The organism is Streptomyces sp. NRRL F-5122 (genome assembly GCF_001507435.1).
In the GTDB taxonomy this organism is placed as follows: domain Bacteria; phylum Actinomycetota; class Actinomycetes; order Streptomycetales; family Streptomycetaceae; genus Streptomyces; species Streptomyces lannensis.
On the sequence record NZ_LMWH01000243.1, the window covers coordinates 1 to 25,586 of the forward strand.

Annotated in this window: 18 protein-coding genes and 4 pseudogenes; 13 read left to right on the plus strand and 9 right to left on the minus strand. The window is 71.8% G+C overall.

The window, feature by feature from the left end:
* Positions 1-100: 100 nt before the first annotated feature.
* Together ADL25_RS27600 and ADL25_RS27605 are read left to right on the plus strand one after the other, a co-directional pair.
* Positions 101-844: pseudogene (locus ADL25_RS27600) on the plus strand (acyl-CoA dehydrogenase family protein); the annotation flags it as partial.
* Positions 841-1,314 (plus strand): nitroreductase family deazaflavin-dependent oxidoreductase, encoded by a 474-nt coding sequence (locus ADL25_RS27605; RefSeq protein ID WP_059130550.1) that lies wholly within the window; start codon positions 841-843, stop codon positions 1,312-1,314. The pseudogene ADL25_RS27600 and the gene ADL25_RS27605, both read left to right, overlap by 4 nt.
* A gap of 81 nt (positions 1,315-1,395) precedes the next feature.
* On the opposite strand, the gene ADL25_RS27610 is transcribed toward ADL25_RS27605, so the two are convergent.
* Positions 1,396-2,022, minus strand: a complete 627-nt coding sequence (locus ADL25_RS27610; protein ID WP_059130551.1) for a LysE family translocator — start codon at positions 2,020-2,022, stop codon at positions 1,396-1,398.
* Positions 2,023-2,104: 82 nt separating this feature from the next.
* Between ADL25_RS27610 and ADL25_RS27615 the strand changes: the two genes are divergently transcribed.
* Entirely contained in the window at positions 2,105-2,566 is a 462-nt protein-coding gene (locus ADL25_RS27615) for an Lrp/AsnC family transcriptional regulator (protein ID WP_059130552.1), read from the plus strand.
* 110 nt (positions 2,567-2,676) lie between these two features.
* Here the strand turns inward: ADL25_RS27615 and ADL25_RS27620 are convergent, their stop codons facing one another.
* Positions 2,677-3,324 carry a TetR family transcriptional regulator gene (locus ADL25_RS27620; protein WP_079050609.1) on the minus strand — a complete coding sequence of 216 codons (648 nt, stop codon included), beginning with the start codon at positions 3,322-3,324 and terminating at the stop codon, positions 2,677-2,679.
* Between the two features lie 143 nt (positions 3,325-3,467).
* On the opposite strand from ADL25_RS27620, the gene ADL25_RS27625 reads away from it, so the two are divergent.
* The gene (locus ADL25_RS27625) at positions 3,468-4,256 is read left to right on the plus strand and encodes a VOC family protein (protein WP_159045019.1); all 789 of its coding nucleotides are present in this window, start codon (positions 3,468-3,470) and stop codon (positions 4,254-4,256) included.
* A 288-nt stretch (positions 4,257-4,544) separates the two neighbouring features.
* Positions 4,545-6,881, plus strand: coding sequence for a serine/threonine-protein kinase (locus tag ADL25_RS27630; protein ID WP_059130554.1), 2,337 nt, complete (start codon positions 4,545-4,547; stop codon positions 6,879-6,881).
* Between the two features lie 291 nt (positions 6,882-7,172).
* Here ADL25_RS27630 and ADL25_RS27635 read toward each other — a convergent pair whose 3' ends face one another.
* From ADL25_RS27635 to ADL25_RS27645, 3 genes are read right to left on the minus strand one after another with little or no spacing between them, the layout of a single operon-like run.
* The gene (locus ADL25_RS27635; RefSeq protein ID WP_420711367.1) at positions 7,173-7,952 is read right to left on the minus strand and encodes an enoyl-CoA hydratase/isomerase family protein; all 780 of its coding nucleotides are present in this window, start codon (positions 7,950-7,952) and stop codon (positions 7,173-7,175) included.
* Complete coding sequence (locus tag ADL25_RS27640; RefSeq protein WP_059130555.1) at positions 7,949-8,380, minus strand: Zn-ribbon domain-containing OB-fold protein; 432 nt, start codon at positions 8,378-8,380, stop codon at positions 7,949-7,951. Before ADL25_RS27640 ends, ADL25_RS27635 begins: the two co-directional genes overlap by 4 nt.
* Before the next feature lie 36 nt (positions 8,381-8,416).
* Positions 8,417-9,565 carry a lipid-transfer protein gene (locus ADL25_RS27645; protein ID WP_059130556.1) on the minus strand — a complete coding sequence of 383 codons (1,149 nt, stop codon included), beginning with the start codon at positions 9,563-9,565 and terminating at the stop codon, positions 8,417-8,419.
* Between the two features lie 110 nt (positions 9,566-9,675).
* On the opposite strand from ADL25_RS27645, the pseudogene ADL25_RS46545 reads away from it, so the two are divergent.
* A pseudogene (locus tag ADL25_RS46545) lies at positions 9,676-11,271 on the plus strand (FadD3 family acyl-CoA ligase); the annotation flags it as partial.
* A gap of 47 nt (positions 11,272-11,318) precedes the next feature.
* Here ADL25_RS46545 and ADL25_RS27660 read toward each other — a convergent pair.
* From ADL25_RS27660 to ADL25_RS27670, 3 genes are all read right to left on the minus strand, one after another.
* Positions 11,319-12,716 (minus strand): O-antigen ligase family protein, encoded by a 1,398-nt coding sequence (locus ADL25_RS27660; protein ID WP_063805761.1) that lies wholly within the window; start codon positions 12,714-12,716, stop codon positions 11,319-11,321.
* Positions 12,717-12,966: 250 nt separating this feature from the next.
* Positions 12,967-13,167 (minus strand): hypothetical protein, encoded by a 201-nt coding sequence (locus ADL25_RS27665; protein WP_059130559.1) that lies wholly within the window; start codon positions 13,165-13,167, stop codon positions 12,967-12,969.
* Positions 13,168-13,385: 218 nt separating this feature from the next.
* Positions 13,386-16,331: an AfsR/SARP family transcriptional regulator gene (locus ADL25_RS27670; RefSeq protein ID WP_059130560.1), complete on the minus strand. Its 2,946-nt coding sequence runs from the start codon at positions 16,329-16,331 to the stop codon at positions 13,386-13,388.
* A 208-nt stretch (positions 16,332-16,539) separates the two neighbouring features.
* Between ADL25_RS27670 and ADL25_RS27675 the strand changes: the two genes are divergently transcribed.
* The 7 genes and pseudogenes from ADL25_RS27675 (at position 16,540) to ADL25_RS27705 (ending at position 25,153) form a co-directional block, all read left to right on the plus strand.
* A complete protein-coding gene (locus ADL25_RS27675) occupies positions 16,540-17,805 on the plus strand; it encodes an amidohydrolase family protein (RefSeq protein ID WP_059130561.1) in 1,266 nt (421 codons plus the stop codon).
* Between the two features lie 144 nt (positions 17,806-17,949).
* Complete coding sequence (locus ADL25_RS27680; protein ID WP_199839218.1) at positions 17,950-18,903, plus strand: hypothetical protein; 954 nt, start codon at positions 17,950-17,952, stop codon at positions 18,901-18,903.
* A 108-nt stretch (positions 18,904-19,011) separates the two neighbouring features.
* The gene (locus ADL25_RS27685; RefSeq protein ID WP_059130563.1) at positions 19,012-19,953 is read left to right on the plus strand and encodes an LLM class F420-dependent oxidoreductase; all 942 of its coding nucleotides are present in this window, start codon (positions 19,012-19,014) and stop codon (positions 19,951-19,953) included.
* 9 nt (positions 19,954-19,962) lie between these two features.
* A pseudogene (locus ADL25_RS27690) lies at positions 19,963-20,740 on the plus strand (SDR family NAD(P)-dependent oxidoreductase).
* A 102-nt stretch (positions 20,741-20,842) separates the two neighbouring features.
* Positions 20,843-21,961: an LLM class flavin-dependent oxidoreductase gene (locus ADL25_RS27695; RefSeq protein WP_079050610.1), complete on the plus strand. Its 1,119-nt coding sequence runs from the start codon at positions 20,843-20,845 to the stop codon at positions 21,959-21,961.
* 12 nt (positions 21,962-21,973) lie between these two features.
* Positions 21,974-23,705, plus strand: a pseudogene (locus tag ADL25_RS27700) (N-acyl-D-amino-acid deacylase family protein).
* Entirely contained in the window at positions 23,702-25,153 is a 1,452-nt protein-coding gene (locus ADL25_RS27705) for an aldehyde dehydrogenase family protein (RefSeq protein WP_059130565.1), read from the plus strand. Before ADL25_RS27700 ends, ADL25_RS27705 begins: the two are co-directional and overlap by 4 nt.
* Positions 25,154-25,160: 7 nt before the next feature.
* Here the strand turns inward: ADL25_RS27705 and ADL25_RS27710 are convergent, their stop codons facing one another.
* Entirely contained in the window at positions 25,161-25,556 is a 396-nt protein-coding gene (locus ADL25_RS27710) for a nitroreductase family deazaflavin-dependent oxidoreductase (protein ID WP_059130566.1), read from the minus strand.
* Between the last annotated feature and the right edge of the window lie 30 nt (positions 25,557-25,586).

A 25,586-nucleotide genomic window follows, 5' to 3' on the forward strand; every position in this document is an offset into this window, starting at 1 on the left:
GACACCACCCCCCAGGTCATCCGTTCGACAGGGGGCAACAGCCATGCCGGGCCCGGAGGCCAGCGGCCCTCTTGCAGGACCGCAAAGAAGATAACGGGGCTGGGTCGGCGGGGGGCGTGCGGGCGGCGTCCAGGCCCGGCGGGCCGGCGGGGCCTGGCGGTTGTACGGCGAGGTCGGCCAGGTGCTCGACGGGCACAGCGCCGGGCTGCTTCTCGTGGCAGCCCACGCCGGGGGCTTCGCACGGTCGCGGACCCTGTTGTTCCTCGTACGCGATGCCGGGCTGCGGACACGGCAGACGGCTCTGGACGTGACCCGTCCCCGCGCCCGGGTCCGGCTGCGCGACGTCGAGGCGGAGCTGCTGGGCGAGGACGGAGCCGATGTGCCGGGCGCGCTCGCCGCCGTCGGGAACCGCGCAGCGGCCGTCCTCGCCTGCGAGGCCGTGGGGGCCGCCGACCGGGCGCTGGAACGGACCGTGGAGTACGTCGGGCAACGGGAGCAGTTCGGGCGGGCGATCGGGTCCTTCCAGGCCGTGAAGCACCGCCTGGCCGATGTGTACGTGAGTGTGCAGGCGGCTCGTTCGGCGGCCTACTACGCGGCCTGGGCGGCCGGGCAGGGGGAGCCGGTGGGCGGGCTCGCCCTGGCGCAGGCGCTGGAGGCGCTGCGGATCGCCGCGGCCGAGGGGATCCAGCTGCACGGCGGCATCGGGTTCACCTGGGAGCACGAGGCGCATCTCTTCTTCAAGCGCGCGGCCGGCGACGAGCTGCTGTTCGGTCCCGTGCACCGGCTGCGGGCGCACGCCGCCGACACCGCCGGGCTCTTCGAGGGGCGAGAGGTGGCCGTATGACGTCCGCGGGTGTACGGATCGTGCGGAAGCTTTCCTCCATGGGCGCCTTCGCGAAGGTCGCGCCCCACGTCGTGCCGGCGACGGACCGTGCGGTGCATCGGCTGACCCGGGGAAGGGCCCTGCTCAGCTCCCTGATGCTGCCGGGTGTGGTCCTCACCTCCACCGGAGCCAGGAGCGGGTTGCCGCGCCGTACGCCCCTGGCGTGCATGCCGGAGCGCAGCGGCTGCTGGATCGTCGTCGGGTCGAACTTCGGGCGGAGCGGTCACCCCGCGTGGACCGCCAACCTCCTCGTCCGTCCCGACGCCGAGATCAGCTGGAAGGGGGAGGACGTCCCGGTCACCGCCCGTCTGCTGGAGGGCCGTGAGCGGGCGGAGGCCTGGGAGGCGGTCGTGGCCTTCCGGCCCCCGTACGCGACCTACCAGGAGCGGGTGGAGCGGGAGATCCGTTTGTTCCGGCTCGTGCAGCGGTGATCAGGCCGTCGGCGCGGCACCGGTCGCCCGGCCCGTGGGCGATCGGCCCTCCGGTGAGCCGGTGGGGCGCCCTCGCGTCGCTCAGATCGTCGCCAGACGCTCCACCAGCAGGAACGCGCCGATCCCCAGCATCGCGGCGCCGCTTGTCCGGGTGACCGCACGGGTGGCGGAAGGGTGAGTGCGCAGCACGGCCCGGGCCAGGGTGCCGACGGTCAGGTAGACGGCGGCGCAGCACGCCATGTGCGCCAGGCCGAGCACCCCCGTCTGCACCGCCACCGGCAGGTGCGCACCCCGCGTGACCAGGAACTGGGGCAGCACCGAGAGATACAGCAGCAGCCCCTTGGGGTTCAGTCCGCTGATCGCAGCGCCCCGCAGGAAGCTGTGGGCCGGTGACGTGCCGGTGGTGCCCTCCGGCGCCGCGCCCGGAGTGCCGGGGCGGCGCAGCACCTGCCAGCCCAGCCGGACCAGATATCCGGCTCCGGCCACCGTCAGCGCCGTCAGCAACCCGGGTGACCCCGCCACCAGAACCGCGAGCCCCGCCGCCGCAAGGGCCGTGTGCGCCGCGTACCCGGCCACCAGGCCCGCCACCGCCGGCACCACCGACCGCCCCCGCAGCCCCGCCGCGATCGCGTACGCCCAGTCCGCACCCGGCACACACACCAGAAGCAGGTCCACGGCGAGGAAAGACATCAAGGTTCCCGTGTCCATGCCGGTGACATTAGGTGTGATAGGCCCGAATGTGTTCCCTGAATTTGCTCACTGTGGCCCGTTTCGAGGGAAGATCTGCCTCATGGACAGTGTGGATCGGGAAATCCTTGCCGAGCTCCAGCGGGACGGCCGGCTGACCGTGACGGAGCTGGCCGCGCGGGTGCGGCTCAGCGTCTCGCCGTGCCACCGGCGGCTGCGCGAGCTGGAGCGGAGCGGGGCGATACGCGGGTACCGGGCGGTCGTGGACCCGGCCGCACTCGGGCTGAACTTCGAGGCGCTGGTCTTCGTCTCGATGCGCCAGGAGGACAGGGACACCGTCGCCGGGTTCGAGCGGGCGCTCAGCGAGGTGGAGCACGTCCTGGAGGCGCAGCGGCTGTTCGGCGACCCGGACTATCTGCTGCGGATCGCCACCGCCGACCTCGCCGCCTTCCAGCGGCTGTACGACGAGCGCCTCGCCACCCTTCCCGGCGTGGGGCGGCTGACGTCCACCTTGGTGATGAAGCACGTGGTGGAGGACCGTCCGCTGCCCGCCACCCGCACATGAGCAGCGGGCGGTGGTCCACCGGAGTGAACCACCGCCCGCATGACAGAACTTGGGCTGGAACAGCCGACCAGGGCAGGGAAAACCTTACGGCGACGCAGCGTGACGGACGCCTACTTCGTCGGTTTCTTCCCCGTGACACCCAGATGCACCAACAGTGCGAGGTTCGGTTTGAGTTCGGCCTGTTTGACGCCCCAGGACTGGAAGCCCTTCTGGTGCGAGGCCACGGACGCGAGCATCGCCACGAGCGAGCCGGCCACGGCCGCCGGGTTCACGTCCTTGTCGACCCTGCCTTTGGACTGGAGTTCGGTGATGGAGTCCGCCAGGGAGTTGTTCACCGAGTTGAGGATCTTCATGCGGATCTTGTAGAAGCGCTTGTCGCCCTCGGCCGCCCCGAGGTCGACGACCCGCAGGATCGCGTCGTGTTTGCGCCAGAACTCGAGGAATCCGTCGACGAGTTCCTGGGCGGTCTGCCAGCCCGTCTTGCCGACCCACGAGCGCCCTTCGAGCAGCGCGGTCAACCCCGCGCCCTCCGCGGCCATTTGCTCGGCGATCTCCAGGACGGCGCCTTCGACGTCCGGGAAGTACTGGTAGAAGGTCGCCGGCGACGTCCCGGCCTTCCGGGCGACATCAATGACTTTGACGTCCCGGTACGGCGACGAGCTGAGCATCTCGCTGAGGCAGTCGAGCAGCTTCTGCCGGGTCGCCTGCCCACGCCGACCGGCCACGCGGCCGTCGACGGTACGCACTTGTCCTGTCATGCCGTCAGCTTACCGAGGGGTGATCGGAGCGCGATTCGGCCGACTGCAAATGGGGAGTAGAGGGGTGCACAACCGCTCCCCGGGCGCGTGAGAAGGGAGTACGCGGGCGCGCGCCCGACGGGAAGCGCCCTTAAGTTGGCGGCATGGCCGAAAATCCGCCCTCGACCCCGCCATGCGAGAACGGCGCGAGCCCTGGAGAGGGCGCCTCCGGCCGTGAGGATCCGGACGGGCCCGCCTTCCCGGAGGGCGTCCCCTGCTGGATCGACGCGCACGTGCCCGACGTCGAGGCGGGCAAGCGGTTCTACGGCGGCCTCTTCGGATGGGACTTCGAGGACGGCCGGGGCTCGGTGTGGGCCCGTTCGGGCGGCGAGACGGTGGCCGCGCTGGTGCCCAAGCGGGACGGGCGGATGCCCACCGTCTGGACGGTGTACTTCGCGACGCCCGACGCCACGGCGCTCTCCGGGCGGATCCGGTCGGCAGGGGGCCGGATCGTCGTTCCGCCCACGCCGGTGGACTCGCTGGGCACCATGGCGCTGGCGGCCGACCCCGAGGGCGCCGTCTTCGGACTGTGGCAGGCCGGTACGCACCCGGGCTTCGGAAGGCGGCACGAACCCGGCTCCTTCACCTGGGCCGAGCTCTACGCGCGGGACACGGCCGCCGCGAACACCTTCTACACGGGTCTGTTCCACGACGCCCTGTTCGGCCCGGACGCGGTGCCCGACTTCGGGCGCGCACCCCTGCTGGACGTCTTCCCGGCCGAGATGCCGCCCCACTTCCTCGTCCACTTCGGTGTCGCGGACGGCGCGGCCGCGCTCGGCGTGCTGAGCCGGCTCGGCGGTCGTGTACAGGTACCACCGTTCGAGACCTCGTACGGACGGGTGGCGGTGGTCACGGACGATCAGGGGGCTTCCTTCGCACTGCTCCAGCGGTAGCCGGGACCCTTTCCCTGTCAGGGGCCGCACTTCGTGGCACGGCAGGGGCGCGCGGGGCGGCACTTCACGGGCGCCTCAGGCGTTTCATGATGCGGGCGCCTGCTTCCCGAAGGACGGTCCGGCATGGTTTTGTCCTGAGACACCCCGATCCGCCCCCGGGTTCGCAACCAGTGGCCCGGACAGGGAGAATCGGGCTGCGTGCCGCCACGGCGGTGCGGTGGTGAGACGCTGCACGGGGTCGCGTGCACAAGGCGGATGACGCGACCCGTACGGGGAGGTGGCAGGCAAGTGGTGGATCAGCTGACACAGCACGATCCGCGCCGGATCGGGCCGTTCGAGGTGCTGGGACGGCTGGGTGCCGGCGGCATGGGGCTGGTCTATCTCGCGCGCTCGGCGTCCGGCAGGCGCGTGGCGATCAAGACGGTGCGCACCGAGCTGGCCGAGGACCAGCTCTTCCGTGTGCGCTTCACACGTGAGGTCGAGGCCGCACGCGCGGTCTCCGGCTTCTACACGGCGGCCGTGGTCGACGCCGACCCGCGCGCGGCCGTGCCGTGGCTCGCCACCGCGTACGTGCCCGCACCCTCCCTCGAGGAGATAGTGACCGACTGCGGGCCGCTGCCGGCCCAGGCCGTGCGCTGGCTGGCGGCCGGCGTCGCGGAGGCGTTGCAGTCCATCCACGGGGCGGGCCTGGTGCACCGCGACCTGAAGCCGTCGAACGTGCTCGTCGTCGAGGACGGTCCACGGGTGATCGACTTCGGTATCGCCTCCGGGGTGTCGAACACGCGTCTGACGATGACGAACGTCGCCGTCGGCACCCCGGCGTACATGTCCCCCGAGCAGGCGAAGGACTCGCGCAGCGTGACGGGGGCGAGCGACGTCTTCTCGCTCGGCTCGATGCTCGTCTTCGCGGCCACCGGACATCCCCCCTTCCACGGCGCCAATCCCGTCGAGACCGTGTTCATGCTGCTGCGCGAGGGCCCGGACCTCTCGGGGCTGCCGGACGAACTGCGTCCGCTGATCGAGTCCTGCATGCAGATGGACGCGACCGGCCGTCCGAACCCGGCCGACCTCCAGGCGCAGCTCGCGCCGCACCTCTTCGGCTCGGGGTCCGACGACAGCGGTACGGCGTCCGCGTGGCTGCCCGAGAAGGCCGTGGGCCTCATCGAGTCGCGCCGGGGCGGGCGTCCGGCGGCGAAGCCGTCCTCTTCGGGCAACCGCAGCGGCGGGGGCGCTCGCCCGGCGGTGCCGCCTCCGCCCCCGCACCCCCCGGTGCCGGTTCCGGTCGGGGCGCCCGACGCCGGACCGGTGCGGCTCGCGGGTGCAGCCGTGCCCATCGGCCCCGGGCCGCGGGTCGCCGACGCGCGGGCCGCCGCGGTCAAGGCGCCGCCTCCGGAGGCGGGCCTGGTCGCTTCCTGGTCCCGCCCGGGTCCCGGCGTCAACGGCCTGGTCGGGGCCGCCGCGGTCGCCCCCGCGGTCGCGCCGCCGGAGAGCGCCTCCGGATGGCGGCCGTGGCGCTTTCGGATGTCGAACGACGTCTGGGGCACCCCTTCGGTCGCCGACGACCTCGTCTACGTCACGTCCTTCGAGGTGCACGCGCTGGACGTGGCGACGGGCAGACGCCGCTTCAAGACCCGGGACGTGGCCTGGTCGATGGCGGTCGCGGACGGCCGCGTGCACGCCTCCGACGGCCCGACGCTGTTCGCCCTGGACGCCCGTGAGGGCTCGGACCTGTGGCGGCTGTCCATGGACGGCTGGGTGTACTCCCTCAAGGCCGACCGCGGCACGGTCGTCACCGGCACCCGCGGCGGCGGCGTCCAGGCGTGGGAGGCGTCCAGCGGGCAGAAGCTGTGGGAGATCACCGGTGCCCAGACGGACTTCGAGTCGCCCGAGGCCGGACCGGTGGTCCACGACGGCACGGTGTACGTGTGGAAGGACGCCCGGCTGCGGGCGCTGGAGGCCCGTACCGGCGAGGAGCGCTGGTCCTACCCAATCGGGGACGCGGCCTCGTGCGGCGGTGTCCCCGTGCGCCTGACGCGGGCCGCGGACGGCTATGTGTACGTCTCGGCCGGCACCCGGGTCCTTGCCGTCGAGGTGTCGAGCGGAATGGTGCGCTGGCACTTCGAGGCGCCGGCGGTGTTCCTGTGCCCGCCGACGTTCGTGCCGGGTCCGGCGGTGACGGGCGGCGGCATCTATCTCGCGGACTACCTCGGCACGGTGTACGCCCTCGACGCGACGGACGGCCGCGACCGCTGGCGCATCGCCACCGAGTCGCGTGCCGCGATCGAACCGGTCCTGGTGGCCGCGGGGCACGTCCATGTGGGCAGCGGCAAGGGCCTCTACACGCTGGACGCGGTCACGGGCACACCGAAGTGGCGCTTCCAGGCGGGTGGCGACATCGTGGGCTCCCCGGCGGTGGCCGAGGGCCGTATCCACTTCGGCTCCACGGACCACCTGCTCTACACGCTGAAGGCCGACGACGGCCGGCTGCGCTGGAAGCTGGCGACCGGGGGCGAGATCACCGGTGCGCCGGTCGTCAAGGACGGTGTGGTGTACGCGTGCAGCAAGGACCGCTGCGTGTACGCCCTGGACGCGGAGAAGGGGACGGGGACGGCCCGGACCACCTGAGCCGGCGTGAGCCGGACGGCCGTCGCACCAGGCCTGACGGAAGGGGCGCCGGACGGCGGCCGCCACCGCAGACGCTACGCCGGGTGCGCGAGTCGTGCCAGACGGTGGCGGTCGGGGTGGGGTGTCCGGATAATCCGTTGGCATGAGCATGCTGTGGCGTGGTCTCAAGTCCACAGGCCCTGGTCGCGCTGGTCCTGACGGGGTTCTCCGACGGATGCCATGGAAGCCGCAGGCGGCACGGGACGGCGGCGGAGGAGGCGGGTGGCCGGCCCGAGCCCCGCGACACGAGGGCTACCGGAGCCGGAACCCCGCTTTCCGTCTCCGGGCGAAGAGCTCCGCCTGCCGTTCGGCGGGCAGGTTGCCGAGTGCGATGAGCCCCGGCGCCTGCGCGAACGACCGGGCGAGCGCCGCCTCCTTCGCCGCCCACAGGGCCCGTACGGTGCCCTGCACCCCCTCCTGCGGGTAGGAGGCGACGACGGCGGCGCAGCGCAGTGCCGCCTCCAAGGCGCCGCCGGGATCGGTCAGTTCGGACACCAGGCCGGTCTCGTACGCCCGGCGCGCGGAGATCCGCTCCGCGGTGCCCATGAGGGCCATCCGTGCCGCCTCGCCGTACGGCATGCGGTGCACCATGTACGCCGACTCGTACGCGCTCACCATCCCGTACGTGGTGTGCGGGTCGAAGAAGACGGCGGTGGTGTCGGCGACGACGAACTCGCTCTCACCGAGCAGATAGAACGCCCCACCGCAGGCCATGCCCCGCACGGCGGCGATCACGGGCTTCCACAGGTCGTTCGCCTTCGGGCCGATCCTGAGCAGCGGATCGTCCAACATGTAGGGCGAGTTCGGCTGGGGCACGTGTGCGTCCCGGTCGAGGCCCGTGCAGAAGGCCCGTTCTCCGGCGCCGGTGAGGACGACGGCCCTTACGGAGTCGTCGTAGCGCAACTCCAGCCAGCAGGACGTCAGTTCCGCGGCGGTCGGCAGGTCGATGGCGTTGAGTCTGGCCGGCCGGTCGAGGGTGACGACGGCGACCCCGGTCTCCTTGTCGGCGGCGATCCGCAGCCCTGCGCTCACGACCGCTCCAGAACCCAGCGCGGCATCCCGTCCCCGTCGAAGACGGCCTGGACCCGGGCGCCGATGCGGATCCGATCGCCGGGCACGGAGTTCACAGGAGCGTCGCGGCCGCTGACGAGGTTCCCGACGAGCCGGATGTGCGGCGCCTCGGCCAGCTCCACCACCACCACCACGTTGTACGGCGCACGCGCCGCGTACGCCGCAAGCAGCGGCGGATGCGCGACGACGTACGACCAGATCCGCCCCTTCCCGCTCGTCGGCCGCCATTCGCTCGCGAAGGACCCGCAGTCCGGGCAGCAGGGGCGCGGCGGGAAGCGCGGCTCGCCGCAGTCCGCGCAGGCCTGGACACGCAGCTCACCGTGTGCGGCGTACTCCCAGAAGGGCGCGCCGTCCTCGTCGCGGACCGGGGAGAGGAGGTCGTCGGCCATGCTGCGGCTCCTTGACGAAGGGTGGGCGGACACGGGTCAGTTCCTCAGCAGAAGGGCGGAGGTGGGCACACCCTCGCCGGCGGTGACCAGGCAGGTTGCCGCGCCCGGTATCTGGGCGGTGCCGGTACCCCGCAGTTGCCTCACGCCCTCGTTGATCAGGTTGAACCCATGGACGTACGCCTCGGACAGCCCCCCCCCCGCGGTGTTGCCCGGCAGCCGCCCGCCGATCTCGACCGCGCCCCCCTCGGTGAAGGCCCCGCCCTCCCCCCTGCCGCAGAAGCCGTATCCCTCCAGGGAGAGCAGTACGAGGGGGGTGAACGCGTCGTAGATCTGCGCGACGTCGACGTCGTCCGGGGCGAGGTCGGCGTGCTTCCACAGGTGCCGGGCGGCCGTCCAGGCCGGGCCGGTGAGCGGGTCGTCGTTCCAGTAGTTGACCATCCCGTGGTGCTGCGCGGGCAGTCCCTGGGCGGCGGAGTGGACGTACACCGGCCGGTGCCGGCAGTCGCGGGCGCGCTCGGCGGAGACGACTACACAGGCCAGCGCTCCGTCCGTCTCGAGGCAGTTGTCGAACAGGCACAGCGGCTCGCTGATCCACCGGGAGCTCATGTACATCTCCCGTGTCAGCGGGCGTTCGTACATGATCGCGGCAGGGTTCTGGTTGGCCCGGTTGCGGCAGGCGAGGGCGACGTTGAAGAGGTGGTCCCGGGTGGCCCCGTGCTCGTGCATGTAGCGGCGAGCGAGCATCCCGATCTCGTCGACCGGCCTCAGCAGTCCGAAGGGCCGGGTCCACTGGGCGGGGGTGGGCAGTTGGACGGCCGTGTTCCGCCACGGCCGGGGGCCGCTGCCGCGCTTGCGCGACCTCCACGCGACACCGACGGTCGCCTGCCCGGTCGCGACGGCGGCGGCGAGATGGGCGACGGTGGCACAGGAGCCGCCGCCCCCGAAGCCGACCTTGCTGAAGAAGGTCAGGTCCCCGAACCCGACCGCCTTGGCCACCTCGACCTCGTCGGTCTCCTCCATGGTGTAGGAGGCGAGCGCGTCCACCTCGCCGGGCGCGATTCCCGCGTCGTCGAGAGCCGCGAGGATCGCCCGGCACGCCAAGGTCTTCTCGGGCTCCCCCAGTCGGCGGGCGAAGTCGGTCTGCCCGATGCCGACGACGGCGGTCGCGTCCTTGAGCCCTGCCATGGGCACACCTCCGCGTGGAGTCCGGACCGGCGGCTGACAGGTCGTCAGGTTACAGCTAATCTGACGGACAGTCAGCTACGCGTTCCGAGTTCATGTTCCAGGAGGTCGCTGTGCGCGGTGACATGGAGTGGGGCTGCATTGCGGGCCTGGTGCGCAGCGCGGCCGATCGCCACGGGGACGTGGAGGCGGTGGTCGAGGGCCGCGCCCGGATCTCGTACGCGGAACTGGGCGCCCGGGTGGATCGTGCCGCCGCGGCCTGCATCGCGAACGGCGTCGGTGTCGGCGACCGGGTGGCGATCTGGGCACCGAACACCCTGGACTGGATCGTCTCGGCGCTGGGTGCGGTGACGGCCGGGGCGGTGCTCGTTCCGCTCAACACGCGGTTCAAGGGCACGGAGGCGGCGTACGTGCTGGAAAGGAGCCGGGCGAAGCTGCTGTTCGTCACCGGAACGTTCCTGGGCACGTCGTACGTGGCGTCGCTGCGCCGTGCGGCGGGGGAGGGACCGGGGAAGGGCCCTCTGCCGGGCCTTCCGCACCTGGAGCAGGTGGTCGTGCTGGCGGACGACGCCCCGGCCGACTTCCGCACCTGGAAGGACTTCCTGGCCGGCGGCGAGGGGACGGGGGAGGGGGAGGTACGGGCACGGACGGCGGCCCTGACCGGGACGTCCCCCTCGGACATCGTCTTCACCTCGGGCACCACCGGCCGTCCGAAGGGGGTGGTGATCACCCACGCCCAGTCGTTGCGCGCGTACGGGATCTGGTCGGATCTCGCGGGTCTGAGGCGGGGCGACCGCTATCTGATCGTGAACCCCTTCTTCCACACCTTCGGCTACAAGGCCGGGGTGCTCGCATGCCTGATGCGGGGAGCGACGATGGTCCCGCAGCCGGTGTTCGACGTGGACACGGTGCCGGCGAACATCGCGGCCGAGCGCATCTCGGTCCTCCCGGGCCCGCCCACCCCCCACCAGTCCCTCCTCGACCACCCCTCCCGTGCCGCCCACGACCTCTCGGCCCTGCGCCTGGTGGTGACCGGGGCGGCCGTCGTGCCGCTGCGGCTGGTGGAACGCCTGCGCGCCGAGCTCGGTGTGGAGACGGTCCTGACGGCGTACGGCCTGTCGGAGGCGAGCGGTTTCGTGACGATGTGCCGCAGGGGGGACGAGCCGTCCGTGATCGCGACGACGTCGGGCCGCGCCCTGCCCGGCACGGAGGTACGGGTCGCCGACGCGAGCGGCCGGCCGGTGGCTCCCGGCGTCCCCGGTGAAGTGCTGGTCCGCGGCTTCAACGTCATGCAGGGCTACTTCGAGGACGAGCGTGCCACGGCCGAGGTGCTGACCCCCGACGGCTGGCTGCGCACGGGCGACGTGGGCGTGCTGGACGCGCTCGGCAATCTCCGCATCACGGACCGGCTCAAGGACATGTTCATCGTCGGTGGCTTCAACGCCTACCCGGCCGAGATAGAGCAACTGCTCGGCCTGCACCCGGACGTGACGGAGGTCGCGGTGATCGGGGTACCGGACGCCCGCCTCGGGGAGGTCGGCAAGGCGTACGTGGTCCGGCGCCCCGGGGCGGTGCTCACCCGCGACGACCTGATCGCGTGGTCCCGCCGGGAGATGGCGAACTACAAGGTGCCGAGGGTGGTGGAGTTCGTACGGGAACTGCCGCGCAACGCGAGCGGCAAGGTGGTGAAGGGTGAGTTGCGGGACGGGTCGGCCACCGGGGCTGAGCGCGGCGGTTCACGACGGCCGGTTCCGGTTCAGAGCTCACCGTCCGGGCCGCCGGTCACCGGGGCGGGAGCGCGGTGGGAGCCCACACCGGCGCCGACGGGCCGGGGTCCCTGGCCGAAGGGCTCGATCCGAGCGGCGCCGGGTGCCGGGGCGCCACCGGGGCGGCGGCGGGCGACCGGGGCATCGGCCATGATCACGGCGAGTACGCACCAGAACAGGACGTCGATCCGGTCCAGGTTGGCCGGATGGTCCAGCATGCTCATCAGGAAGAACCCGGTCAGCGAGGCGAGCCCGACGGTGCCGACGACCGACTTCGTACGGGCGGCGCGCGCCGCGGTGGCCAAGGCGATCAGCGCGACCAGGGCGACCGCGAGCAGACCGAGCGGCCCCGCCTCCACCAGCCAGTTGAGCCAGAGGTTGTGGGCGTGGACGAAGACCCGGTCACCGGGTGCGGTGGCGGATATGACGGCGCCCGACCGTCCGAGGCCGACGCCCAGCGGATGGTGGGCGCCGATCTCGAGAGCCGCGGCCCAGGCCTGGCCCCGTACGCCCAGGGAGTTCCCGGCCCGGGACACCGCCCAGATGACCCCGGACGCCAGGAGCAGGGACAGCACGCCCAGGACGGCGAACAGCCGCCGCTGCGCCCGCTCGGCGAGCCGGGGTGCCAGCCAGTGGGCCCCGCCGAGCACCAGGAGCCCGGCGGCACCGGCGACATATCCGGCGCGGGAGAACGTGGTCAGCAGAGCCCCGTATCCGACGAGCACCAGGACGACGATCGCGGTGCGCGCCGTGCGGTCGTCGACGGAGACGGCTGCGAGCAGGACGAACGGCAGCAGGAGCACCAGGAAGGCGGCCAGCAGGTTCGGGTTGGAGAAGGTCCCCGTGGCCCGGATGAGCACACCGTCCCCGCCCGCGTCGCAGGCGACGTCGGTGAGCAGGCCGGTACGGCAGAAGCCGGTCGGGATCTCATTGGTCACCTGGGAGAAGGCGGTGGTGCTCGCCGCCGCGAGCCCGGCCACCGCGAGCACTCCGATCGCGCGCCACGACGCGGGCTGGGTGCGGCGCAGTCCGACGACCAGGTAGTAGCAGACGACGACGCTCAGCAGTCCGCGCAGCGGCGCCGTGGGGTGCCCGCCGGCGTACGTGGTCGCCGCCGCGGCGAGGAGCAGCAGCACGATGGGGAGGTCGAGCCGGGTCCGGAAGTCCCGGAGCCGGGCCCGTCGCCGGCCCGGCACGGGCACGACCAGGGCGATCAACCCGACCACCAGGGTGAGCCGTGTCGGCGTCAGGATCCCGACGAGCGGGTCGTCGGGGAAGAAGTCGGTGGCGGCGTCCATCAGCACGACGGCCACCACGGCGAGCGGGAGGAACTCAGCGATCGCCGTCGGCAGCCCAGCTCCTGCCGACGCGCTCCGGTCGGATGCCATGGCACCTGAGCGTGGCCCTCGGGTGCGACGGATGGATGTCCGGCGGGCGAACGGGGCGGAGCGGGCTTGCGGCCGAGGCCCCGCCGCTCTCCGCGGGCCGACGGCGTGTGGCGCCGCCAGGTCCGGCTCAGGGGAGTCGACTACTGCTGTGGCGGCGGGCGCCGGTACAACTCTGCTCGTGACACACCACGGCCGCGGCGGCTCCCCCTCCGCGCCGCCGCGGCCGATCCCCGTGTGGAGGTAAGTCTGGTCAGGCCTTCTCGTCCGTGGCGTGGACGTTGTCCGGCGTGGCCGTGCCGGTGCCCTCGCCCTTCAGGTCGAGCGGCTCGCTCGTGGCGTGGACGTTCTTGACCGTGACCGGTTCCTCGGTCGCGTGGACGTTGTCCGTGGACGCATCGCCGACCGGCTCGCCGGTGGCGTGGACGTTGTCCGTGGTGTTCTGGTCGCTCATCTCGCTGACTCCCCTGTGTTGTGCGCTGGTTGGGCAGGATCCGCCCGGCAACTCCCCCGAGGGTTGCCGGACGGATCTGCTGGGCCGGTACACCTTAGAGGGGCCGGCCGGCCGCCGCTCCGTCTGCCCCCCGATGCGACGGTTCGACACAGCCAAGAGTGCTGTGCGGCGATAAACGAATGATGAACGTCTGCTCCCCGACGGCGATCCGCTTGGACTCAGGCGGCCGACGCGACCTTGAGCAGCCCTCTGACCTCGTCCGCTTCCGGTGCGCCCAGCGCCTCCAAGAGTTCGAGGGCCTCGCGCCAGCACACCTGGGCGCGGTCCAGCTGGCCGATCCCGTTGAGGGAGCGCCCCAGCACCGTGAGGACATTGGCGTGCCGCCATTCGCCGCCGATGCCGCGCAGCAGCGTCAGGGCCATCTCGGCGTTCGACGCCGCCTGGGCCGGGCGCCGGGCGGCGAGGTCGAGCTCCGCGAGGCGGAACAGGGTCATGCCTTCCCACAGCCGCTGCCTGCTGTCCCGGAAGACCCACAGTGCCTGATGCAGGCATTCCGTCGCCTCGGCCAACTTCCCGCTCTGCGTGAGGGCGAGGCCCAGTGCGTACCGTCCGTTGGCGCCCTTCAGGGCGTGCCCCATGTCGTCGTACATCGCCGTGCCCTTCCGTGCCAGTTCCACGGCGGTCTCCGTGCGTCCGGTGGCGAGGTGGACGCGCGAGAGGTTGCACAGCGCGCTCGCCTCGCCCGGCCGGTCCCCGAGCGCGCGGAAGTTCTCGATGGCACCCGTGAGGTGCACCTCGCCGGCGTCGTTCCGGTTCTGGTAAAGGGCGATCACACCGCTGATGTTGGACGACCAGCAGGCCGTGAGCGGGTCGTCGGCGGACCGGGCCAGCTCATTGGCCGACTGTGCCTCCTCGACGGCCACGTCGAACCGGCTGCCGTTGTGCTGGTGCACAAAGGCCAGCGCCGTCAGCGCCCGTGCCTCGGTACGGGGGTCGCCCGCCTCCCGGGCGACATCCCGCAGGAGCGCGGCCACGGCCTCGTACTCCTTGGAGTTGGCCCCGGACTCGGCCAGGTCGACCGCTGCCCACAGGACGTCGACGGCACGGCGCATCATCCCCGTGCGCATGGCCTGGCGTACGCACGCCAGCAGGCAGACCGCCTCCGAATACAGCCAGTCCTGGGCGGGGTGCCGGTCCGAGAAGGTCAGCCCCGGATATGCGGCGTGCTCCAGGTGGTCCACCAGCCGGTCCCCCGGCCGCTCGATCAGGTAGACCCCCGAGACCGTCGCCAGATAGAAGTCCAGCAACCGCGACATCGCCGCATCCCGCTCGCTCGGCGGATGTTCGTCCCGCTCGGCGCAGGCACGCGCGTAGAGCCGGACCAGGTCGTGGTAGCGGTAGCGGCCGGGCGCGGCCGACTCGAGCAGGGAGGTGTCGACGAGCGACTCCAGCAGGTCCTCGGTGTCGTCCACCGGCAGGTCCAGTACCGCCGCGGCCGCCGCCAGGGAGATGTCAGGGCCGTCCGCCAGGCCCAGCAGGCGGAACGCGCGGGCCTGGGCCGGCTCCAGCTGGCCGTAACCGAGCTCGAAGGTGGCCTTCACCGCCAGGTCTCCCGCCTGGAGCTCGTCCAGGCGGCGCCGCTCGTCGGCCAGCTTCGCCGCCAGGACCGAGACCGTCCAGGTGCGCCGGGCCGCGAGGCGGGACGCCGCGATGCGGATGGCCAGGGGCAGGAAGCCGCACGCCGCCACCACGTCGAGCGCCGCCTTGCGTTCCGCGGCCACCCGTTCCTCGCCCACGATCTTCGTGAACAGGGACAGCGCCTCGTCCGGGGACATCACGTCCAGGTCCACGAGATGCGCGCCCGCCAGGTCCACCATGCGCACCCGTGAGGTGACCAGGGCCGCGCAGCCCTCCGTGCCGGGCAGCAGCGGGCGTACCTGGGCGGCGTCCTTCGCGTTGTCCAGCAGGACCAGGACCCGTCGGCCGTCCAGAACCGAGCGGTACAGCGCCGCCCGTTCCTCCAGCGAGTCCGGGATCGCCGAGTCCGCGGCGCCCAGAGCGCGCAGGAAGGAGCCGAGGACCGTCTCGGGTTCCGCCGCCCGGGGGCCCGCACCCTGCAGGTCCACGTACAACTGCCCGTCCGGGAAGGCCGAACGCGCCTGGTGTGCCACGTGCACCGCCAGCGTCGTCTTGCCCACGCCGCCGATCCCCGCCAGCGCCGAGACGGCCATCACCCTGCCCTCGGCCGAGGCCAGGACCTCTCCCAGCTCGGCGACGAACGACGCCCGGCCCGTGAAGTCCGGGACATTGGCGGGCAGTTGCGCAGGCCGGACGGGTGCGGACGAGACTTCCTGAGCCGGGGCGGACGGTTCCGCGAGGCTCGGATCCGCCTGGAGGATCCGCTGCTGGATGTCCTTCAGGCCGGGACGCGGGTCGACTCCCAGCTCGTCGGCCAGCAGACGCCGTGTGTCGGCGTACACCGCCAGCGCCTCCGCCTGGCGGCCCGAGCGGTACAGCGCCACCATCAGCAGCTCGCGCAGCCGCTCGCGCAGCGGGTGCGCGGCCGTCAGGGCGGTGAGTTCGGAGACCGCCTCCGCATGGCAGCCCTGCTCGAGGTCCATGTACAGGCGGGACTCGAGGAGTTGCAGACGCCACTCCTCCAGGCGGGTGCGCTGGGTGTCCGCGTACGGTCCGGGCACGCTCGCCAGCGACTCCCCGTCCCACAGCGCCAGCGCCTCGTTCAGCACCTGCCGTGCGTGGCACAGGTTCCCGGCGTTCTTGGCCTTCTCCGCCTCCGCTGCCAGCTCCTGGGCGGCCGCGACGTCCAGGGAGCGGGTGTCGCCCAGCCGCAGCGCGTACCCGCCCGACTCGCTGACCAGCACTCCGGGTGAGAGGACCTTGCGCAGCCGTGAGGCGTAGGTGCGTACGGCGGCCAGCGCGCGCGGCGGCGGCTCTTCGCCCCACAGCGCGTCGATCAGTTCGGACGCGGTCGCCGTACGGCCCTCGCGCAGCAGCAGCGCGGCCAGCAGGGCGCGCTGCTGTGGCGAGCCCGTGGCCAGCAGCTCCTCTCCGCGCCACGCGCGCACCGGCCCGAGCACGCCGAAGCGCAGCGTCGCCGATTCCTCGGGACCCCGCTGCTGCGGCACTCGCGGTACACCCTCCATCGCTGCCCCCAGGCCCCCTGCCGAACCGTCCACAACCAGGAGGCCAGTTTGCCTTGTTCATGGCGGATACGTCAGCCATGGGAGACAGCGATCACAGCCCGCCGGGTGGGACATCACACTGCCCACACAAGTTCTCTCCACGCATCGCCGGGCCGGAGTGGTTCCATAAGAAGCTGACGGATCGTCAGGTCAGCGCTACCGTGACCGTATGGAGACCTCACAGTCCAACGGAACCAGCACCTTCCCGAAGATCATCTCCGTCGACGACCACACGGTGGAGCCCCCGGACGTCTGGCAGGACCGGCTCCCGCGGAGGTACCGCGACACGGGACCGCGCATCGTCCGGGCGCCCCTGAAGGAGATGTCCTTCCTGGGCGGCAGGTTCGCCCCCGTCATGGGCGCACCGGGCGACGACGGGCCGGTCGGCGACTGGTGGGTCTACGAGGATCTGCACCGCCCCCTGACCCGCCTGGACACGGCCGTCGGGTACAGCAGGGACGAGATCAAGCTCGAGGTCATCACATACGAGCAGATGCGGCCCGGCTCGTACGACGTCCCCCGGCGCCTCGCCGACATGGACGTCAACCACGTCCAGTCCGCCCTCTGCTTCCCGACCTTCCCGCGCTTCTGCGGGCAGACTTTCACCGAGGCGAAGGACCGCGAGCTGGGACTGCTCGGGGTGCGCGCCTACAACGACTGGATGGTGGAGGAGTGGTGCGGTCCCGAGGCGCAGGGCCGTCTGATACCCCTCACCCTGGTCCCGCTGTGGGACGCCGGTCTCGCCGCTGCCGAAGTGCGCCGCAACGCGGAGCGCGGCGTGCGGGCCGTCGCCTTCTCCGAGATCCCGCCGCGTCTCGGGCTGCCGTCCGTCCACACCGACGAGTGGGACCCCTTCCTCGCCGCCTGCGACGAGACCGGCACCGTCATCGCCATGCACATCGGCTCCAGCAGCAGCATGCCGTCCACCTCCGCCGACGCCCCGCCGGCCGTCGGCTCCACCATCACCTTCGCCAACTGCTGCTTCTCCATGGTCGACTGGCTGCTGAGCGGCAAGTTCGAGCGCTTTCGGCATCTCAGGGTGATGTACGCGGAGGGGCAGATCGGGTGGATCCCGTACATCCTCGAGCGCGCCGATGTCGTGTGGGAGGAGAACCGCGCCTGGGGAGGGGTCGCCGACAAGGTGCACAGGCCGCCCCCCGAACTCTTCGCGGAGCACGTCCACGGCTGCTTCTTCGACGACGCCTTCGGGCTGCGCAACCTCGACGCCATCGGTGTCGGGAATGTGCTCTACGAGACCGACTACCCGCACTCCGACTCCACGTGGCCGAAGTCGCGGCAAGTGGGCGAGGCGCAGATGGGCCATCTCGCCGCGGACGTCGTGGAGCGAGTCGTCCGGGGCAACGCCATCGAGCTGCTCGGGCTGACCGAGGACGGCCTGTGGCCGGGGCAGGCCCCCGCGGCGGCGGGGGAATGAGGAGCATCCGCGCAGGGTCCGGGGCGCGCAGATGAACAATCGCGCACCGCGCTGAACGTTCACCGACCGTGGCCGCACCGGGACCGGCCGGTCCTCAGCATGGGGGCACCCGCATATCCCCGCTCCCCTTGCCGGAGGACCGCCGTGCCCCGTCGGAGATCAGTCCTGGCCGCCCTGTCGGCCGCGTTCGTCGGCGCCACCGTGCTGCTCGGCGCGCCGCCCGCCCAGGCCGCTCCCGGTGACGCCGACCTCGCCTACCGCTGGGCGCCACTGCACCACCAGGACACCTCGTCGTCCTACTACACCGCCGACTGCCTCGCGCCGGTGAACTACGACGGCGACTGGAGCACCGTCGACGACTGGGAGGACCTGGACGCCAATGCCTCGCGGTTGACCGGCACCGTGTACTACTCGGTGGCCGAGACCGAAACGCACTGGTACATCACGTACGCCTTCTTCCATCCCCGGGACTGGAAGGACTACCCGCTGAACCTCCTGTCGCACGAGAACGACATGGAGGGCCAGGTGGAGGTCGTCCGCAAGGACGGTGGCGAGTACGGGACCCTGCAGGCCGTCGTGACGCTCGCGCACGACAACTTCTACTCCTACACCCCGCCGGGCAGCCCCTTCACCGACGGCCGCGAGAACATCGACGGCACGGTGATCATGCAGAACTACGACGGCGCGCAGCACCCGACCAGCTTCCAGGAGGCGCGCGGCCATGGCGCCTACGCCTGGGACGGCACCGACTTCCCCGGCGGCGACGGCATCGTCTACGCGCCGAGCCGCGGCGCGGGCTCCGTCCCGAACGGCGGCAACGACCGCGACGCACGCTACGGACTCACCGATCTCACCACCGCCGACAGTCTCTGGGGGCGGCGCAACAACACCGAGACCTACGCCAAGTGGGGCGCCTTCCGCGGTGACAACGGTCAGGACAACGCGGCGCACGCCCCGTGGGCCTGGGACGACTCCAACGACGGCAGCGACCTCCAGGCCGGCGTGATCGCGACGGATCCCGCGTACCTCGTCTCACGCTACTTCGGCAACACGGGCGACCTGAGTCAGACCTATCTGCGCAACCCGTACCGCTCCTGAACGTGGCCGCCCGGAACGCGGGCGGCACCCCCTTGTCTGACGGGCCGTCAGTTATCACTATGGACTGGCTCGGTCAAACTGTCGGTCCGTCAGCGAGGTGGATGGCTTATGCAGGTGCGGCCGGACGGGCAACTGGTATACGGGATGCAGCTCCCGATCCAGTCCCAGAGCACGCTCTACGCCGAGGCCTGGGAGGCGGGTGCGGGTCCCGAGGACCTCGTCGCCGTCGCCCGGGCCGCGGAGGACGCCGGGTTCGCCTATGTGGCGAGCTGCGACCATGTCGCCGTCCCGCGCCGCCTCGCCCCCGCGATGAGCACGGTCTGGTACGACCCGGTCGCCACCCTCGCCCACCTCGCGGCCGTCACCGAGCGCCTGCGCCTGCTGAGCCATGTGGCGATCGTCGGACTGCGGCATCCGCTCGTGACCGCCAAGCAGTACGCGACCCTCGACCACCTCTCGGGCGGACGGCTGGTGCTCGGTGTGGGGGCCGGACATGTGCCGGAGGAGTTCGAGGCGCTCGGAGTGGACTTCGGCCGGCGCGGTGCCCTGCTCGACGAGGTGATCGACGCGCTGAGGGCGGCGCTGGGTCCGCAGGAGTACCCGGAGCACCACGGGAAGGCGTACGACTTCGCGGATCTCGGGCAGCGGCCCCGGCCGGTCCAGACAGGTGTCCCGCTGTGGGTCGGCGGTTCCTCGCCCGCCGCCGTGCGCCGGGCCGCGCTCAAGGGCGACGGCTGGCTCCCGCAGGGCGATCCCCGGGACCGGCTGCCCGCGCAGATCGACCGTCTGCACCGGATCCGGGCGGAGGCCGGAGTCGAGGGGCCCTTCACCGTGGGAGCCATCACCGAGCCGCTGTACGTGGGTGGGCCGGGGTGGGACGTGGGCCGGCGCACGCTCGCCGGACCGCCCGGGGTCCTTGCCGAGTCGCTGCGCGCGTACGGCGCCATGGGCGTGCACCAGATCCAGGTGCGGTTCCGCAGCCGCAGCCGCGCAGAACTCACCGACCAGATCGCGGCGTTCGGGGCCGAGGTCGCCCCCGATCTTCACTGAGGAGACCCCATGGGCAAGCTGGACGGACGCGTCGTCATCGTCACCGGTGCGGCGCGCGGACAGGGCGAGCAGGAGGCGCGGCTGTTCACCGAGGAGGGCGCACGGGTCGTCCTCGCGGACGTGCTCGACGACCGGGGGGAGGAACTCGCGAAGGAGCTGGGGCAGTCGTACGTCCACCTCGACGTGGCGCGCGAGACGGACTGGGCCGCCGCCGTGGCCGCCGCGAAGGACGCGCGCGGCCGCATCGACGGGCTGGTCAACAACGCCGGGATCCTGCGCTTCAACGCCCTGGTCGACACGCCCCTGGACGAGTTCATGAACGTCGTCCAGGTCAACCAGGTCGGCTGTTTCCTCGGCATCCGGGCCGTGGCGCCCGAGATCGCGGCCGCCGGAGGCGGCACCGTCGTCAACACCGCCTCGTACACGGCGGTGACCGGTATGGCGGCCGTGGGCACCTACGCGGCGACCAAGCACGCCCCTCCTCGGTCTCACCCGGGTCGCAGCGATCGAGCTGGCGCCACGGCGGATCCGCGTCAACGCGATGTGTCCGGGCGCGATCGACACCCCGATGTCCAATCCCGCCCTGCTCGATCCCGAGGCGGACGCAAAGGAGATGTCCGGGGCGCTCGACGAGCTCTACCGCAGGCTCGTGCCGCTCGGCCGGATCGGCAGGCCGGAGGAGGTCGCGCGGCTCGCCCTCTTTCTGACCTGTGACGACTCCTCCTACATCACGGGACAGCCGTTCGTGATCGACGGCGGATGGTTGGCCGGCGTCTCCGTTATCTGACGGCCTGTCAGCTATTGACGGTGCATCCCGGCGGTGCCACAGTCGGCGACGGAAAAGAACCTGACGATGCGTCAGGTCATGACTCGGGGACGGTGAACCTCCTTGGAATTCGGGCTCTTTGTACAGGGATACGTGGGCAAGCGGGCCGAGACCGATCCGCTCGCGGAGCACAAGGCGCTGATGGAGGAGACCGAGTACGTCATCCAGGCGGACAAGTCCGGCTTCAAGTACGCCTGGGCGTCGGAACACCACTTCCTGGAGGAGTACTCCCACCTCTCCGCCAACGACGTCTTCCTCGGCTACCTCGCCCACGCGACCGAGCGGATCCATCTCGGCTCCGGGATCTTCAATCCGCTGGCCCAGGTCAACCACCCGGTGAAGGTCGCCGAGAAGGTGGCCATGCTCGACCACCTCTCGGGCAACCGGTTCGAGTTCGGCAGCGGACGCGGCGCGGGCTCCCACGAGATCCTCGGCTTCCTCCCCGGGATCACCGACATGAACCACACCAAGGAGATCTGGGAGGAGACCATCGCCGAGTTCCCCAAGATGTGGCTCCAGGACGAGTACCCCGGCTTCCGGGGCAAGCACTGGCAGCTGCCTCCGCGCAAGGTCCTCCCCAAGCCGTACGGGAAGTCGCACCCCGCGATGTGGTACGCGGCCGGATCGCCGCCCTCGTACGCCATGGCCGCCAGGAAGGGCCTCGGAGTGCTCGGCTTCAGCATTCAGAAGGTCTCCGACATGGAGTGGGTGCTCGAGCAGTACAAGACGGCGATCGTCGACGCGGAACCCGTCGGGGACTTCGTCAACGACAACGTGATGGTGACGACCACCGCCATCTGCGCACCCACCCACGAGGAGGCGATCCGGGTCGCGATGAACGGCGGACTGCACTACCTGCCGTCCCTCGTCTTCCGCTACCACGACACCTTCCCGCGCCCCGAGGGCTTCCACGTCTGGCCCGAGACGCTTCCCCAGTACACCGAGGAATTCCTCGAACTCCTCATCGAGGAGGAGCTGCTCGTCTGCGGCGATCCCGACGAGGTGCTCACCCAGTGCAAGAGGTGGGAGCAGGCGGGCGCCGACCAGCTCAGCTTCGGACTGCCCGTCGGGGTCCCGAAGGAGGAGACGCTTCAGACGATCCGGCTGATCGGCGAGCACGTGATTCCGAAGATCGACACGGACCCGGTGCATCGCACGACCCGGTTCCGTCAGGCCGCCTGAGGGGGTGCCCGCATGCTCGACCACGTCATCAGGGGCGCTACCGTCGTGGACGGCACGGGAGCGCCCGGATTCACCGCGGACGTGGGGATACGGGACGGCCGCATCGCCGCCGTCGGCACGGTGACCGGGGAGTCGCGCACGTCCGAGGACGCGACCGGCCTCGTCCTCGCCCCCGGCTTCGTCGACCCGCACACCCACTACGACGCCCAGCTGTTCTGGGACCCGTACGCGACTCCCTCGCTGAACCACGGAGTGACCACCGTCGCGGCCGGCAACTGCGGCTTCACCCTCGCCCCGCTGAATCCCGCGCGCCCGGGGGACGCCGACTACACCCGCAGGATGATGTCCAAGGTGGAGGGCATGTCGCTGATCGCCCTGGAGGACGGGGCACCCTGGAACTGGCACGCCTTCGGGGAGTATCTGGACGCACTCGCAGGGCGGATCGCCGTCAACGCGGGCTTCATGGTGGGGCACTGCGCGCTGCGGCGGTACGTGATGGGACCGGACGCGGTCGGCGGACAGCCGTCCGGGGAGCAGCTGACCGCCATGCTCCGGCTCTTCCACGAGGCCATGGACGCGGGTGCCCGGGGGTCTGTCCACCACGCAGTCGTCCACCCACTCCGACGGCGACGGCCGGCCGGTCGCCTCCCGGCACGCCCGGCCGGCGGAGCTGCTGGCCCTCGCCAAGGCGGTGGGCGAGCACGAGGGCACACAGATCGAGGCCATCGTCGCGGGCTGCCTCGACCAGTTCAGCGACGCCGAGATCGACCTGCTCGTGGAGATGAGCGCGACCGCCGGACGGCCCCTGAACTGGAACGTCCTCACGATCGACGCGTCCGTCCCGGAGCACGTGCCGCGCCAGCTGACGGCGAGCGAGCGGGCCCGCAAGGCGGGCGGCCGGGTGGTGGCCCTCACCATGCCGATCCTCACTCCGATGAACATGTCCCTCGGCACGTTCTGCGCGCTCAACCTGATCCCCGGGTGGGGCCCGGTCCTCGGTCTGCCCGTGCCGGAACGGATCGAGAAGCTGCGCGACCCGGACGTCCGCGCCGAGATGCTGCGCCGCGCCCGATCCAAGGAGGCGGGCGTCTTCCGGCGGCTCGCGAACTTCGGGCGGTACGTGATCGGGGACACCTACAGCCCCGGCAACGAGGGTCTGACCGGGCGGGTCGTGAACGACGTCGCCGCCGAACGCGGACAGGACCCCTTCGAGTGCCTCGTCGAGATCTGCGCGAGCGACGGACTGCGGACCGTTCTGTGGCCCATGCCGACGGACAACGACCCCGACTCCTGGGCGCTGCGGGCCGAGACCTGGCGGCACGAGGACGTCCTGCTCGGGGGCTCGGACGCGGGCGCCCATCTGGACCGTATGTGCGGCGCCCCGTACACGACCCGGTTCCTCGGGGACTGTCTGCGCGGCCGGAAGCTGGTGCCGCTGGAGCAGGCCGTGAAGATGCTGACGGACGACCCGGCGCAGCTGTTCGGGCTGCGGGAGCGGGGCCGGGTGCGGGAGGGCTTCCATGCCGACCTGGTCCTTCTCGACCCGGAGTGCGTCGACGCCGGTCAGGCCACCCTGGTGCACGACCTGCCGGGAGACGGTCCACGGCTCGACTCCAAGGCGATCGGGATACGGGCGGTCTGGGTCAACGGCGTGGTGGCGATCCGGGACGACGAGGTGACCGGGGCCGTGCCCGGCACGGTGCTGCGCTCCGGGCGGGACACCAGGACGGTGAGCACGACGTGACGCGGCGGCAGCGGCTGTTCGTCGGCGGTGCCTGGGTGGAGCCCGACGACGGCCACTACGAGGTCGTCGACCCGGCCACCGAGCGGACCGTCGGATGGGCGCCGGAGGCCTCCCGGAAGCAGGTGCACGCGGCGGCCGCGGCGGCCCGTGAGGCCTTTGGGCCGTGGTCGCGGAAGTCCCCGGAGGAGCGGGCGGCCGTCCTCGCCCGTGCGGCGGACGTGATGCAGCGCAACCTCGTGCCGTACGCCGACCTGGCGCGGGCGGAGAGCGGTGCCACGACCGGTACGGCGCGCGGGATGCAGGTCGGGGTGGCGGTGGCCCGGTTCCGCCGGTACGCACGGGTGGAACCGGCGGAGCAGCCGCTGCCTCCGCAGATCAACGAGGCGGGGCCGTTCGGCGGGGCCGCCGTCCTCGGCGCGCTCGCGGTGCGCCAGCCGGTCGGTGTGGTCACCTGCATCACCTCGTACAACAACCCCTGGGCCAACCCGGCGGGCAAGATCGCGCCCGCGCTGGCCATGGGCAACACGGTGGTGGTGAAGCCGGCGTCGCAGGACCCGCTGTCGGTGTACCGCATGGCCGAGGCCCTCCAGGAGGCGGGCGCGCCGCCCGGCGTGGTGAACGTGGTCGGCGGCTCGCGCCCGGAGGCCGGCGAGGCGGCCGTGGACTGTCCCGACGTCGACATGGTGAGCTTCACCGGTTCCACGGCCGTCGGGCAGCGCATCGCCGAGGTCTGCGGCCGTTCCATGAAACGGCAGTTGATGGAGCTGGGCGGCAAGGGCGCCGCGCTCGTCTTCGACGACGCGGACCTGGACGCGGCGGTGGCGGGGATCGGGACGACGTTCTCCTTCTACAGCGGCCAGATCTGTACGGCGCCCACCCGGGTGATCGCACAGCGGGGTGTGTACGACCGCCTGGTGTCCCGACTGTCCGGGTACGCCCGCCACCTGACGGTCGGGGATCCGCGCGAGAGGGCCACGGTGGTGGGTCCGGTGATCTCGTCGGCGCACCGGGACCGGGTGGAGTCGTATGTCGAACTGGGCCGCAAGGAGGGCGCGCGGCTGGTCGCGGGGGGCGAACGGCCGCCCTGCGAGCGCGGCTTCTACGTCGCTCCGACGCTTCTCGCGGACTGCACCCCCGATATGCGGGTGGTCCGCGAGGAGATCTTCGGACCCGTGGTCGTGGTCGTCCCCTTCGACGACGAGGAGGAGGGGGTGGCACTGGCCAACGACAGCGACTACGGCCTGATCGACTACGTCTGGTCCGGGGATGTGGCCCGTGCCTTCCGCGTGGCCCGGCGTCTGCGGGCGGGCGGAGTCGGCGTGAACACCGTCGGCCGCAACATGGAGGCGCCGTTCGGCGGTTTCAAGAGGAGCGGCGTCGGCCGTGACGTCGGCTCCTACGCCCTGCACGCCTACAGCGAGTTGCAGGCGATCGTCTGGCCGGGCTGAGCGGCCCTCAGTCGTCCAGGTCCACCCGCACGGTGAGCAGTCCGGTCCCGAACGCCCGCACCGCCGCGCTGTTCAGAGGGGGCAGCGCCTTCAGCCGGACCAGGGGGTCGTCGTCGGGGAGCACATGGGCGGTGCCCGGGTGCCAGCGTCCGCCGATGCGGACACGCACCCGGGGATCTGCGCGGAGGTTGCGGATGTACTGGGACCGCTCGCCGTGCTCGGAGACCAGCCAGAAGGAGTCGCCGATGCGGCGCCCGCCCAGGGGGGTCCGGCGCGGCAGACCCGAGACACGTCCCGTGGTCTCCAGGAGCGTCTGCAGCGGCATGCGGCGCTGCACCGGATTGACGACGTGCCGCTGGAGTGCCGTGATCGCGCGGTACTTGAGGTCGGTGAAGCCCGGCATGGTCCCGTGTCCCCCTGACGACGTGAAGGG

Coding starts and splice junctions, on each gene's coding strand:
- ADL25_RS27605 (WP_059130550.1), top strand. CDS start 841: ATGACGTCCGCGGGTGTACGGATCGTGCGGAAGCTTTCCTCCATGGGC.
- ADL25_RS27610 (WP_059130551.1), bottom strand. CDS start 2,022: ATGGACACGGGAACCTTGATGTCTTTCCTCGCCGTGGACCTGCTTCTG.
- ADL25_RS27615 (WP_059130552.1), top strand. CDS start 2,105: ATGGACAGTGTGGATCGGGAAATCCTTGCCGAGCTCCAGCGGGACGGC.
- ADL25_RS27620 (WP_079050609.1), bottom strand. CDS start 3,324: ATGACAGGACAAGTGCGTACCGTCGACGGCCGCGTGGCCGGTCGGCGT.
- ADL25_RS27625 (WP_159045019.1), top strand. CDS start 3,468: ATGGCCGAAAATCCGCCCTCGACCCCGCCATGCGAGAACGGCGCGAGC.
- ADL25_RS27640 (WP_059130555.1), bottom strand. CDS start 8,380: ATGGCCGACGACCTCCTCTCCCCGGTCCGCGACGAGGACGGCGCGCCC.
- ADL25_RS27645 (WP_059130556.1), bottom strand. CDS start 9,565: ATGGCAGGGCTCAAGGACGCGACCGCCGTCGTCGGCATCGGGCAGACC.
- ADL25_RS27660 (WP_063805761.1), bottom strand. CDS start 12,716: ATGGCATCCGACCGGAGCGCGTCGGCAGGAGCTGGGCTGCCGACGGCG.
- ADL25_RS27665 (WP_059130559.1), bottom strand. CDS start 13,167: ATGAGCGACCAGAACACCACGGACAACGTCCACGCCACCGGCGAGCCG.
- ADL25_RS27670 (WP_059130560.1), bottom strand. CDS start 16,331: ATGGAGGGTGTACCGCGAGTGCCGCAGCAGCGGGGTCCCGAGGAATCG.
- ADL25_RS27675 (WP_059130561.1), top strand. CDS start 16,540: ATGGAGACCTCACAGTCCAACGGAACCAGCACCTTCCCGAAGATCATC.
- ADL25_RS27685 (WP_059130563.1), top strand. CDS start 19,012: ATGCAGGTGCGGCCGGACGGGCAACTGGTATACGGGATGCAGCTCCCG.
- ADL25_RS27710 (WP_059130566.1), bottom strand. CDS start 25,556: ATGCCGGGCTTCACCGACCTCAAGTACCGCGCGATCACGGCACTCCAG.